The following is a 12,443-nucleotide window of genomic DNA, read 5'->3' on the forward strand; positions in this document are numbered from 1 at the left end:
TAAGAACGTTCAATGCACACGGCTTTTAGAAGCTTCGCATGGAAGGCAGCCTTGCTATCGAGCATGATGCCGCTGCTGGTCAGTGCCGCATCCCAAGCACATGCTGTTCGCCAACTTTCTCCGCAGCCCACGAGCGCCGCTAACAGCGCCATGGGCATGCCCGTTTCCGGCGCGGTGCCGGGGAGGATCGGGACGCCATCTCCTGGCATTTTGCCGAAGCGGCTGCGAACACTGCCCTTCGCGTTGACGCTCGTCGGCCGAGCCGACGACGTACTTGTCTCCGAAGATAGTCTCACCTTGGTGGCACCCAAAGGCAGCGACCTTTTTGCGCCGGCCGACGCGCCGCCAAAGGACAGTGCGCCGCGAGTAACCTTCACGCCCCAAGGGGACTTCATCTTCTCAGCGCGCGTGGCGCGGCCCGAGAACGGGAAGTATGAAGGGGGCGCACTGATTATCGCGACCTCAACCGATCGATGGGCGAAAGTGCTTTTCGAGCGACTGAACGATACGACGCATGCCGTCAGTTCGAGCGTGGCGGCGCCTGTGAGCGACAATGCGTACCACATGCGACTTCCTGCCAGCGCAGCCGCTGTATGGCTCAAGATCGTGCGTGTTGGCGGATCGGTGATGCTCTACGCCTCCGAGGACGGCAGCCGGTGGCAGATCCTTCGGGACTTCCCGCTTTCTCGTTCCGCGACGGTAGAGGTAGGTTTCGTGAGTCAGTCGCCCGACGGTGATCACTACGCCGCACGGTTCAGCGACATCCGCTACGAGGCGAAGTCGCTGAAGGATTATTGGCAGGGAACGTGATTCTGGAGCGTTGTTGATTATCCTCATCGCTCCGTCAGCCATCGCGATCCTTGGCCGCTCGCGACGCGTGTGTTGACGCGGCGTGGGGGCGATGCTGGCCTCGTGTCATAAAATGTTCGCCACACGGGATGCAACCAGTCGCCGATGACACATCTCGCCATCATCACGGCACCCTTGCCCGGGCATCTGAACCCTGTTCAGATACTGGCCCGAGCGCTGATTGATCGCGGTTGGCGGGTCTCGCTCGTGCATTTGGACGCCACGCGACGGTACGTCACGGAACCGGCCATCGACTTCCACCCGCTGCCGAGCGGAACAGAGGCGGCGCTGGACGCATATCTCGCGACGTTGAAGGAGCCGAATGGACCCGCCGGTCTCCGGCGCATGATCGATGCCACGGCGGAGATGACGGACAGGCTGCTGGCGGAGGCGCCAGGGGTGCTGGAACGGATCGGTGCCACCGCTATTCTGGCGGACGCAGTGGAGCCTGCCGGCCCGCTTATCGCTGACAGGCTCGGCCTTCCGCATGCTGTCGCGGTCACGGGCTTGCCGCTTTTCGGGGAAGCCAATGTGCCGCCGCCTTTCGTCGGCTGGCGCTACCGCCCGAATGCGCTGAGTCGGTTCCGGAACCGCTCCGGCTACGCCGTCACCAAATGGCTGATGCGGCCGGTGGCGCAGGTGCTCGATACACGCCGTAGGGAATGGAACCTCGCGCCCACCCGTACGACGCCGCGCGTACAGGTGGCGCAGTGCCCAAGCGGACTGGACTTCCCCCGCCGCCATTTGCCGCCGGAGTTCCAGTACGGCTCTCCCTGGCGGGCTCCTGAAAGCGCCGCGCCGATCCTGCCGCGCGACGGACGTCCCCTCATATTCTGCTCGCTCGGCACGCTCCAGGGCGCCCGTCGACAGCTCTTTGCCAAGATGGCGATCGCGTGCGCAGCGATCGGCGCAAGAGCCGTAATCGGCCATGGCGGCGGACTTTCGCGCGCGGAGGAAATCGCGCTGCCGGGAGATCCGCTCGTGCGTGCCTTCTGGCCACAATCGGCGATCCTCCAGCAATGCGCTGCTGCGGTGCTGCACGGCGGATTCAACACGGTCCTGGATGCGCTTGCCGCGAGCGTGCCGATCGTGGCGCTGCCGATCGGCTTCGAGCAGCCTGCTACCGCGGCTCGACTGGCCCGCCTCGGGGCAGCTCGCGTGCTGTCCCCGCGCCGACTCGGGGTCGCCGAACTGGCGAGCGCACTGCAACAGGTCGTTCTTGAGCCGGCTTATCGGGATGCCGCAAATAGCATCGCCGCCGAGATCAAGGCCGGCGGAGGTGCTGCCGAGGCAGCGACAGCGATCAGCGCTGCTTTAGGCGCTGGCGCCTGAAGGCCGGTAGTCGCCACCACGGGGTGCCGGGACTGAGGTGATGCTCATGGTGATAGGCGCCGAAGTTGAAACAGGTGATGAGCGACAGCGTCGGCCCCAGCGCGTTGCTCCGCGCATGATGGGCATCGATAAAGGGTTCGGCATCGTGCCGGTGCGGCAGATATGTGCCGAAAACGAAGAGCTGCCCCAATGCCAGAAGCGCCGGCACCGCCCAGAAGATGACGATGTTGAGCAGCGAAGCGCCCAGCAGCAGATAGGCAAGGGCTACCACGGTGATGCGGGCAAGCTGGGCATGGGTGTAGTACGTCCGGAAGAACGAACCGAACCACGGCAACAGGAGACGCGGGGCGTCGGCGTGAAAATCCGGGTCGTCGACAGTGCCCGGCGAAGCATGGTGTGCGTGGTGCTTGGGCAGCAGCACGGCATAGGAAAGCCCGGCATAGAGTGCCAGGCACAGTGTTCCCACCCTGGCATTCCACTCCGGCCGGCCCGGCGCGAGCGAGCCGTGCATGCAATCATGTGCGATTATGAACAGTCCCGTGCTGAGCCAGGCCTGCAACAAGATGAAAAGGACAGCGAAGGGAGCGACGGCGACGCTCCAGCTCCAGAAGAAAATGCACCCGAGGTGTATGCCGAGCCAAGCGGAGCAAATGGCTGCTGCTATCCACAGGCTTTGCGTGGTCTCATGTTCGCGAGGCGCCTCAAAAATCACAGGGTGCGGCCCAATCGCTTTGTCATACGAGCGCACCGCGGCTTGGCACGATTCGGACGTGACACGAGAAAGTATCCCTGCATCCCCTGGCGGCCCGGCAGTTGCCACCGCCCACTGCCGTGATCTGATTGGCGACACATCTATGCTCAACGCGAGGAAGCCGCACCGGGTCCATATAGCGCATCCTATTCCGACCAGCACTGCAACATGATCGAACGAGGCCGTCTGATGCGGCAACTAGCGATCTGCTTTACCAGACGCGTTTGACGGATGACGGGGGCGCGCCGCCGCGAGTTGATATGGCGGGTGGCAATCAGTCGCGCTTGCCGGCCCGAGATCTTCCAGTTTCCTCGCCCACCGACTGAGAGCCGCCGTTCGATGTACTACCAAAGTGCGGACTGAAGTCGAGAGCGTCTCGACCAGTGCGCTCAGAGGAGCTTCCCTCACACGAGGCTGTCCGAAATCACCTGTTTGTAGTACATTCGTTACGACAAGCAGGTTTTCCGTCACTCCGTAGAAGCAGTGGCTGGGTTTGGGACTTCCTGCCATTCCAATGGGTCGGATCAAACGGCCATTTCGCCCGAAAGCGGACGCCCGTCAGGCAGCCACCTCTTGGAGGGCGTCCTCACCACCATCGGTTATACCTGATCCAGCGGTATCCACTTGTGTGCTGTTCACAACCGCAACTGCCTCTCCCACGAGGATGAGGGTTGGTTGATCGTTGGCAAAGCCGGATACGGCGATGTGCAGAAGGTCAAGGCGCGTATGGAGCAGCCGCTCGCTGCCCAGACTGACATCGCAGGCAATGAGCACCGGTGTGGCGCCGGATAGCCCCGCCGTCTGAAGGTTGCGGCTGATCTCGGCCGCTGCGCTGCGCCCCATGTAGAAGACGGTGGTGCAGTGCCGATCGGCCAGCGCTGCCCAGTCCAGGTCGAGCGGCGCGACGCCTCGCTTGTGCGCGGTGGCGAACTGTACTCGCCGCGCCAGCCCTCGCAGCGAGAGCGACACGCCGGCAGAAGCGGCGGCCGCGCTGGCGGCGGTGATGCCTGGGCAGATCCGCACCGGCACTCCCGCCTGGACGAGCGCCGAACATTCCTCCATCGATCGGCCGAAGATCGAGGGATCTCCGCCCTTCAGCCGCACCACGCGCTCGCCACCCAGCGCCGCGGCGACGAGCAGGTCGTTGATCGCCCCCTGTTCCTTGGAATGCCGCCCGGCACGCTTGCCCACCGGTACCTGCCGCGCCGATGCCGGGATCAGCGCCAGAACGCCTTCGCCCACCAGCGCATCGTAGAAGACGATCGAGGCGGTGCGGAGCAGCCGTTCGGCCTTGCGGGTGAGCAGATCGGGATCGCCGGGGCCGGCACCGACCAGCCAGACGCTGCCAGCGGGGAATTCGTCAGCCATGCGCGGCCTCCTTTGGCATGTCGTTGAGAATGCGGGCAAGCGCCGGGCGGCACGATCCACAATTGGTTCCCGCCCCCAGTGCCGCCCCGATCGCGGCAACGTCCTGCAGGTGCTGGTCGCGGATCGCCGCGGTGATGCTGTGCAGGCCCACGTCGAAACAGGCGCAGACGACGGGCCCGCGATCGCTCCTGCGGCCTGGCGCGCGGCCGGCGAGCACCTGCAGGCCTTGCGGCTGCTGCAACTGGCCGATCAGCCAGTCGCGGCTCGGCAATTCCCCATGGCGCGTGATGAACAGCACCGCCGCCAGTCGTCCGTCGCGCAGCACGCCCACCCGCAGGCTGCCACGCGCAGGATCGCTCGCCTCGATCCGCTCCCCGGGAGGCAGCGCCCGGTCGAACCCGGTTGGCGCCCCCGTCCCGGCCAGCTCGTAGAGCACGCCGCCCCGCACCGCCACCCGCGTCGCCCACAGGCAATCCGGGGCGGGCGCGTCGCCATGCACGATCAGGAAACCGCGCCAGTCGACCACCACCGGTGCCACCCGCGCGGGCGCAAGCTTGAAGCCGGGCTGGCCCGAATGCGGATCGGCGAGATCGCGGGCGAGCAATCCCGTGCGCCCACCGCGGGATTGCTGGTCCGTCCAATGGATCGGCGTGAACAGCTCGCCCCTGCGCTGCCCGATGCTATGGGTCGCGCGGAACAGGCTTTCGCCCTGCGGCGTCGTCACCCGCGCGAGCGCGCCATCGGCGATGCCGAGGGCGGCGGCATCCTCCGGGTGGATCTCGACCAGCGGCTCCTCACGGTGCCGGGCGAGCGTGGGCGAGAGGCCGGTGCGCGTCATCGTGTGCCACTGGTCGCGGTACCGGCCGGTGTTGAGCGTCATCGGCCAGTCGCGCAGCGGCGCGTCGAGCGGGCGCTGTGCCACCGGCACCAGCTGCGCCCGGCCGCTCGCTGTCGGAAAGCGGCCATCGGCGAAAGGCGCCACGGCCCATTGGAAGGGCGCCATGTCCGCATAGTCCTGGTTGCCGATCGCCGCCTTGGCCGTGAGGTCGAGCAGGCGCGCGCCTCGATTGCGATAGGCGGTCAGGCGGGCATGTTCGCGCCAGATGTCGGCGGGACGATCATAGGCAAAAGCGGTGCGGAACCCCATGCGCCGTGCCACCTGGCTGACGATCCACCAATCGGGCTTCGCCTCGCCGGGGAGCGGCAGGAAGGCGCGCTGGCGGCTGATCACGCGCTCGGAATTGGTGACGGTGCCATCCTTCTCGCCCCAGGCGGCGGCGGGCAGGCGGACATGCGCATGCACGCTGGTGTCGGTCTCGGCAACCACATCGGACACGACGACGAACGGGCACGCGGCCAGCGCTTCGCGCACCCGGCCGGCATCGGGCATCGAGACGGCGGGGTTGGTCGCCATGATCCACAGCGCCTTGATCCGCCCCTCGCCCACCGCCCGGAACAGATCGACCGCCTTGAGGCCCGGCTTGGTCGCCATCCGCTCGGCAGCCCAGAAGCGGCCGACCTCGGCGACGTCTTCGGCACCGAAGCCGCGATGCGCCGCCAGCGTCGAGGCAAGCCCGCCCACCTCGCGGCCGCCCATCGCATTGGGCTGGCCGGTGATCGAGAAGGGCGCGGCACCCGGCGTGCCGATGCGGCCCGTTGCGAGGTGGAGGTTGAGAATCGCGTTGACCTGATCGGTGCCGCGGATCGACTGGTTGATACCCTGGCTGAACAAGGTCACCGTACGGGGATGTGCGGCGAACAACTGGTAGAAACGCTGGAGGTCGGCGGGGGCGAGGTCGCAGGTCTGGGCGGTGGACCAGAGGTCGTGTCCCTGCCCCAGCGCGTCCCAGAAGCCTTCGGGCACGTCGAGGTTCGCGGCGTCGGCAAGACCCTCGGCCCGGCAATGCGCGAGCAGGCCGTTGAACAGCGCGACGTCGTTGCCAGGGCGGACGGCCAAATGCAGGTCCGCCTCCTCTGCGGTCTCGGTGCGGCGCGGATCGATCACGACGAGCTTGGTGCCGCGCTCGGCGCGTGCTGCCATGATGCGCTGATAGACGACCGGATGGCACCAAGCGGTGTTCGACCCCACCAGCACGATCAGGTCGGCAGCATCGAGATCAGCATAGCTGCCCGACACCACGTCCTCGCCGAACGCGCGCATGTGCCCGGCGACCGCGCTCGACATGCACAGCCGCGAATTGGTGTCGATGTTCGCCGATCCGATGAAACCCTTCATCAGCTTGTTAGCGACGTAATAATCCTCGGTTAGCAGCTGGCCCGAGACATAGAAGGCGACGCTGTCCGGCCCATGCTCGGCGATTGCCTCCCGAAAGCGCCGGGCGACGAGATCGAGCGCCTTGTCCCAGCTGGCACGGCGGTCGCCGATCATCGGATGGAGCAGCCGACCCTCCAGCCCCACCGTCTCGCCGAGATGCGTGCCCTTGGAGCAGAGCCGGCCGTGATTGGCGGGATGCTCCGGATCGCCCTCGATGCGGACGGCGCGCTCGCCGGTGACGGTCGCGCGGATGCCGCAGCCGACCCCGCAATAGGCGCAGGTGGTGCGGACGGCGTCGCTCACGCCGCCGCCCGCACCGGCATGGCGAGCAGGATGCGCTCGCCCTCCATTCGCACCGGCACCACCGGCGTGCAGCCGGCATCCTCTCCCAGGGCAGCCCCGGTCGCGAGCGAAATGCGCATATTGTGGAGCGGGCACGCCACCGCATGGCCATGCACGATCCCCGCGCTCAGCGGCCCGCCCTTGTGCGGGCAGCGGTCGATCAACGCGAAAACGCTATCGTTATGGGTGCGGAACACCGCGATGGGCTCGCCACCCAGAGTCAGGGTGCGGCTGCCCCGCAGCGGCAGGTCGGCAAGGGTGCCGATATCGATCCAGTCGGTCATGGGCATCACTCCGCGGCGGCGAGAAGGTGCTGGTGGAGGCCGGCATCGGCACCGGCGACGCGTTCGGCCCAGGGATCGTCCTGGCTGAAGGACTGCGAATGCCAGAAGCGCGCGGCCAGCGCGTCGCGGCCGGCCTCGTCCTCGACGACGCGGGCCTTCACATAAGCTAGCCCCACGCGCTCGATCCACGGTGCGGTGCGCTCCAGATAGCGCGCTTCCTCGCGATAGAGCTGCACGAAGGCGGCGGCGTAGTGCATCGCCTCCTCTTCGGTCGCGACCTTCACCAGCAAGTCGGTCGCGCGGACATGGATGCCGCCATTGCCGCCGACATGGAGCTCGTAGCCGGAGTCCACGCACACCACGCCGAAGTCCTTGATCGTCGCCTCGGCGCAGTTCCGCGGGCAGCCGGAGACTGCCATCTTGAACTTGTGCGGCATCCAGCTGCCCCAGAAGCCCCGCTCCAGCTTGATGCCGAGCCCGGTCGAATCCTGCGTGCCGAAGCGGCACCATTCGGAGCCGACACAGGTCTTCACCGTGCGGAGCGCCTTGGCATAGGCATGACCCGAGACCATCCCCGCCGCGTTGAGGTCGGCCCAGACGGCAGGCAGATCCTCCTTGCGGATGCCGAAGATGTCGAGCCGCTGGCCGCCGGTGACCTTCACCATCGGCGCGTTGTACTTCTCCACCACATCGGCGATCGCGCGCAGCTCGGTGGGGGTGGTCACCCCGCCCCACATGCGCGGCACCACCGAATAGGTGCCGTCCTTCTGGATGTTGGCGTGGAGCCGCTCGTTGACATAGCGGCTCTGCTGGTCGTCGACATAGTCGCCGGGCAGCGCGCAGAGCAGGTAATAGTTGAGCGCGGGGCGGCACGAGGAACAGCCATCGGGCGTCGACCAGTGCAGCGTCTGCATCACCTCGGGGATGGCACGCATCCTCTGCTCGACGATCGCGCGGCGTACCTCGTCATGGCCATAGGTCGTGCACTTGCACATTGTCTTGGGGCCGGACTGGACTTGGTCTCCCAAGGTCAGCGCCAGCAAATTCTCGACGATACCGGTGCACGACCCGCAACTGGCCGAGGCCTTGCAGCCGGCCCGCACCGCGTCGAGGCTGCGCGCCCCGCCGTTGATCGTGGCGACCACTTGCCCCTTGGACACGCCGTTGCAGCCGCAGATCTCGGCATCGTCCGAGAGCGCCGCAACGGCCGCCTTAGGGTCCAGCTGCCCCCCTCCCGAGGCGAAGGCCTGGCCGTAGATCAGCACGTCGCGAATGGGGCCGACATCCTCGCCCTTCTTGAGCAGGTCGAAATACCAGCCGCCGTCGCTCGTGTCCCCGAACAGCACCGCGCCGATTACGCGGTCGTCCTTCAACACCACGCGCTTGTAAATGCCGCGCGCCGCATCGCGTAGCACGATATCCTCGCACCCCTCGCCGCCGGAGAAGTCGCCGGCCGAGAACACATCGAGCCCGGCCACCTTGAGCTTGGTCGAAGTGACCGAACCGCGATACGGATTGGCGCGCGCGACCAGCCCGTCCGCCAGGCTGCGACACATATCCCACAAGGGCGCGACCAGCCCGTAGCACTGCCCGTCATGCTCGACGCATTCGCCGACCGCGAGCACGTTCGCATCGCTGGTCACCATATGATCGTCGACGTGGATGCCGCGACCCACCGCCAGCCCGGCCTCGCGCGCAAGCTTCACCGAGGGGCGGATGCCCACCGCCATCACTACCAGCTTGGCGGGGATCACGCGCCCGTCCTTGAGCTGCACGCCTTCGACCCTGCCGTCGCCGAGGATCGCGGCGGTGTCCGCGCCGGTGAGGATGGTCTGGCCGCGCGCCTCGAGCGCGGACTTGAGCAGCCAGCCGGCCGCCTCGTCGAGCTGGCGTTCCATCAGGGTCGGCATCAGGTGGAGCACGGTGACCTTCATGCCGCGCAGGGTGAGGCCGTGCGCCGCCTCCAGCCCAAGGAGCCCGCCGCCGATCACCACGGCATCGCCGCCCTCGCCCGCTGCCGCCAGCATCGCGTCGACATCGGCCATGTCGCGGAAGCTGATCACGCCGGGCAGATCGTGCCCCGGCACCGGGATGATGAACGGGTCCGAGCCGGTGGCGATCAGCAGCTTGTCATAGCCGGTGATGCGTCCCGACCGTGCGGTGACGGTCCGCGCGACGCGGTCGATCGCCACCACCGGGTCGCCGGCGACCAGCTCGATGCCGTGCTGGGCGTACCAGCCATAATCGTTGATCACGATCTCCTGGAACGTCTTCTCGCCGGCCAGCACCGGCGACAGCATGATCCGGTTATAGTTTACATGCGGCTCGGCGCCGAAGATGGTGACGCGGAAGCGCGTGCCGTCGCGCGCCAGCAGCTCCTCCACGGCGCGACACCCGGCCATGCCATTGCCGATCACCACCAGATGCTGGGGCGTCTCGGCCGCCGGGGCCGCCTCGGCGGGGCTTTCATCGGCAAGGATTGCCGTGGCTTCGAGAAACTCCATCCGCTTCGCTCCAAAACGAAAAAAGCCGCCATCCGGCGCCCGGTCTGGTGAACCGAGCGCTGGATGGCGGCTTTGCCATCAACAGGACCACGTTTTGCCCATCTTCGGGCTGGCGTGGCTATGTGGGGAAGGACAGCCTTGTCCTTCGCATTGCACATAACGCGATTCGTGGAACCGCTCAAGCGATTCCGCTCAGTAACTCCAGTCGATTTGCAGCCAGAACTTGCTGGTATCGGTCGCCAGCCGGTCGGCCTCGTACCGGGCATAGCGCGCCGAGAGCAGCGTCTTCTTCACCTTCACCGTGGCGAGCAGATCGATTTCGTCGCCATAATGCTGGTCGAGCCGATCGCTTTCAAAACGATGCCAGGTCGCCTGCAGCGTCAGCGCGTCCACCTTGCCCAGCTTCTTCCAGCCATAGCCGCCGCCGGCATAGAGATCGCGGACGCCGTTGGCCGGCGTGGTCAGGAACTTGTCGGCCCAGCCCTGAAACTTGAAGTTGGTGCCGAGCGGCATCTGGAAGCTGGTCAGCGCCGCGCCCTTGTCCGCGCCCAGCACTTCATAGCCGGTGTTCAGCTTCCAGCCGCGCAGGTCGAGCGTGGCATCGGCCAGCCAGTATTCGGCGGTGTAGCGATTGGGGTTGCGGTGATAGTCCGACTGGGTCGCCCAGCTGAGCTGGTAGCTGAGCTTCACCTTCGGCGCCAAGCCGCGGCTGCCCGCCAGCCGCCCGCCATAGGTCTGGCTGGCCAGCCGATAGCCCTGCACTTCCGGCTCGTCCTGGTCGATCAGATAGGCGAAGCCGGTCAGCGTGCCGATCGGTGTCGCCAAGCCGAGATTGGCGAACACATTGTCGCCGCCCACCCCGCGCTGCCGCGCGCCACGCCCGTCGGTGCCCCAGATCGTCCGCACGTCCCAGGCATACGTGACGTCGAGCTTCACGCCCTTCAGCGGCACCAGCTCGGCGCGCACCGCATCGAAGGTCTGAGCATTGTTGCGAAAGCCGACATTGCCGACGAAGCGCTCGTCGTCCAGCGCAATCCGCTGGCGGCCGGCGGTCACCGTTAGCGGCGCGGTGCGGTATTGCAGCTGCGCGCGGTAGATCGCGACGTCCTGCGGATCGGCGACCAGCGGCCGGTTCGCGGCACCGTGCAGACCGTCATCATAGTTGCCGACCAGCGCCAGATTGCCCTGCGCCTCGCCCAGCACGGCCCAGGGGCCGCTGCTGAGTTCGGCACCGGCGCGTACGCGCAGCGTCCAGGCGTCGGCGGCCTGCGCCAATCCGTCCTGATCGACATGCTCGTAGCGGGTACGCGTCTCGATCAGCGGCTTCATCGCGATGTCTTGGGCACAAGCCGGCCCGGCGACGGCCAGCGCGGCCGCCGTGCAGAAGATGGTTCGCATGGAATTCCCCCAAAGCAGGGCGGCGCGGGTCGTGCCGCGCCGCCCTCCCCTCCCGATTCAGATACGCGCGCCGGTCGTCCAACGGGCGCGCCACGAGGCTTTGACCAGCATCAGCCCCAGCAGCGCGACCAGCGCCAGCCCGGCGAAAATCAGGAAGCCCGGCGCAAAGCTGCCCGCCAGCTGCTTGGCCAGGCCCAGCGAGGACGCGAGGTAGAAGCCGCCGATGCCGCCGGCCATGCCGACCAGCCCGGTCATCACGCCGATCTCCGCCTGGAAGCGCTGCGGCACCAGCTGGAACACCGATCCGTTGCCGGTGCCCAGCGCGAGCATCGCGACGACGAAGCAGCCGAGCGCCACCGGCAGCGTCGGGGCGACGCTCACCCCCGCCAGCGCGGCGGCGGCCACCAGGAACACGCCCGTCAGCGCCTTCACCCCGCCGATCCGGTCCGCCAGCGCGCCGCCCATCGGCCGCACCAGCGAGCCCGTAAAGACGCAGCCCGCGGTGCAATATCCCGCGACCACGGTGCTCAGCCCGAACTGATCGGTGAAATAGATCGGCAGCGAGGCCGCGAGTCCGACAAAGCCGCCGAAGGTGACGGCATAGAAACCCATCAGCCACCACGCATCTGTCGACTTCAGCGGGTGGAGATACTCGATCAGCGTCTTGGGCGCGGGCGGGTTCGGCGCATCCTTGGCCAGCGCCAGATAGAGCAGGAAGACGATCCCCAGCGGAATGCAGGCGAGCCCCAGCACCGCATTCCAGCCGAACAGCTTGGCGAGCGCGGGCGCGAACAACGCCGCCAGCACCGTGCCCGAATTGCCCATGCCGGCCAGCCCCATCGCCTTGCCCTGATGCTCGGCCGGATACCAGCGACTGGCCAGCGGCAGCGCGATCGCGAAGCTTGCCCCGGCAAAGCCCAGGATCACGCCCAGCGCCTGCGTGCCGCCGAAGCTGTTCACGCCGAGCATCCAGGCGGAGAGCAGTCCTCCGATCACGATCATCTGGCTGATCGCGCCCGAGCGCTTGGGCCCGATACGATCGACCAGCAGGCCATTGACGACGCGAAGGAGAGCGCCCGCCAGCGTCGGCGTCGCCACCATCAGCCCCTTTTGCGCGGCGGTGAGGTGCAGCGTCCTGGCGATGTCCGGCGCCAAGGGGCCGAGCAGCACCCACACCATGAAGGCGAGGTCGAAATAGAGGAAGGCGGCGACCAGCGTGGGCCAGTGCCCGCTGTGCCAGAAGCTGCCGTCGCTCGCCTTGGTAGCCCGTGTATCCAAACTTCGATCCAGAAATGCCGTTGCCATGCTGACTTCCCCAATGCCGATCTGAAAAGGACAAG

Annotated in this window: 9 protein-coding genes; 2 read left to right on the top strand and 7 right to left on the bottom strand. The window is 67.0% G+C overall.

Annotated elements, in window-relative coordinates:
• The first annotated feature begins 12 nt into the window (after nucleotides 1–12).
• Nucleotides 13–810 carry a DUF1349 domain-containing protein gene (locus ABIC35_RS03675; RefSeq protein ID WP_121071773.1) on the top strand — a complete coding sequence of 266 codons (798 nt, stop codon included), beginning with the start codon at nucleotides 13–15 and terminating at the stop codon, nucleotides 808–810.
• Between the two features lie 144 nt (nucleotides 811–954).
• Nucleotides 955–2,181: a glycosyltransferase gene (locus tag ABIC35_RS03680; RefSeq protein ID WP_121071774.1), complete on the top strand. Its 1,227-nt coding sequence runs from the start codon at nucleotides 955–957 to the stop codon at nucleotides 2,179–2,181.
• On the opposite strand, the gene ABIC35_RS03685 is transcribed toward ABIC35_RS03680, so the two are convergent.
• The 7 genes from ABIC35_RS03685 to ABIC35_RS03715 form a co-directional block, all read right to left on the bottom strand.
• Nucleotides 2,153–3,094 carry a fatty acid desaturase gene (locus tag ABIC35_RS03685; protein WP_354278312.1) on the bottom strand — a complete coding sequence of 314 codons (942 nt, stop codon included), beginning with the start codon at nucleotides 3,092–3,094 and terminating at the stop codon, nucleotides 2,153–2,155. The genes ABIC35_RS03680 and ABIC35_RS03685 overlap by 29 nt on opposite strands.
• 396 nt (nucleotides 3,095–3,490) lie before the next feature.
• Nucleotides 3,491–4,300 (bottom strand): uroporphyrinogen-III C-methyltransferase, encoded by an 810-nt coding sequence (gene cobA, locus ABIC35_RS03690; RefSeq protein WP_121071775.1) that lies wholly within the window; start codon nucleotides 4,298–4,300, stop codon nucleotides 3,491–3,493.
• A complete protein-coding gene (locus ABIC35_RS03695; RefSeq protein WP_121071776.1) occupies nucleotides 4,293–6,878 on the bottom strand; it encodes a molybdopterin-dependent oxidoreductase in 2,586 nt (861 codons plus the stop codon). The genes cobA and ABIC35_RS03695 overlap by 8 nt, the downstream gene beginning before the upstream one ends.
• Nucleotides 6,875–7,201, bottom strand: coding sequence for a nitrite reductase small subunit NirD (gene nirD, locus ABIC35_RS03700; protein WP_121078875.1), 327 nt, complete (start codon nucleotides 7,199–7,201; stop codon nucleotides 6,875–6,877). Before nirD ends, ABIC35_RS03695 begins: the two co-directional genes overlap by 4 nt.
• Before the next feature lie 5 nt (nucleotides 7,202–7,206).
• Nucleotides 7,207–9,705: a nitrite reductase large subunit NirB gene (nirB, locus tag ABIC35_RS03705; RefSeq protein ID WP_354278302.1), complete on the bottom strand. Its 2,499-nt coding sequence runs from the start codon at nucleotides 9,703–9,705 to the stop codon at nucleotides 7,207–7,209.
• A gap of 192 nt (nucleotides 9,706–9,897) precedes the next feature.
• Nucleotides 9,898–11,103, bottom strand: a complete 1,206-nt coding sequence (locus tag ABIC35_RS03710) for an alginate export family protein (protein WP_121071777.1) — start codon at nucleotides 11,101–11,103, stop codon at nucleotides 9,898–9,900.
• A gap of 57 nt (nucleotides 11,104–11,160) precedes the next feature.
• Nucleotides 11,161–12,408, bottom strand: coding sequence for a nitrate/nitrite transporter (locus ABIC35_RS03715; RefSeq protein WP_121071778.1), 1,248 nt, complete (start codon nucleotides 12,406–12,408; stop codon nucleotides 11,161–11,163).
• Nucleotides 12,409–12,443 lie beyond the last annotated feature (35 nt).

The sequence above is a fragment of the Sphingomonas trueperi genome, from assembly GCF_040545965.1.
Classification (GTDB): Bacteria; Pseudomonadota; Alphaproteobacteria; order Sphingomonadales; family Sphingomonadaceae; genus Sphingomonas; species Sphingomonas trueperi_C.

What these genes read in the sequence shown, in the direction of transcription:
- ABIC35_RS03675 (WP_121071773.1), top strand. Translation starts at nt 13, where the DNA reads ATGCACACGGCTTTTAGAAGCTTCGCATGGAAGGCAGCCTTGCTATCG.
- ABIC35_RS03715 (WP_121071778.1), bottom strand. Translation starts at nt 12,408, where the DNA reads ATGGCAACGGCATTTCTGGATCGAAGTTTGGATACACGGGCTACCAAG.
- nirD (WP_121078875.1), bottom strand. Translation starts at nt 7,201, where the DNA reads ATGACCGACTGGATCGATATCGGCACCCTTGCCGACCTGCCGCTGCGG.
- ABIC35_RS03710 (WP_121071777.1), bottom strand. Translation starts at nt 11,103, where the DNA reads ATGCGAACCATCTTCTGCACGGCGGCCGCGCTGGCCGTCGCCGGGCCG.
- nirB (WP_354278302.1), bottom strand. Translation starts at nt 9,705, where the DNA reads ATGGAGTTTCTCGAAGCCACGGCAATCCTTGCCGATGAAAGCCCCGCC.
- cobA (WP_121071775.1), bottom strand. Translation starts at nt 4,300, where the DNA reads ATGGCTGACGAATTCCCCGCTGGCAGCGTCTGGCTGGTCGGTGCCGGC.
- ABIC35_RS03680 (WP_121071774.1), top strand. Translation starts at nt 955, where the DNA reads ATGACACATCTCGCCATCATCACGGCACCCTTGCCCGGGCATCTGAAC.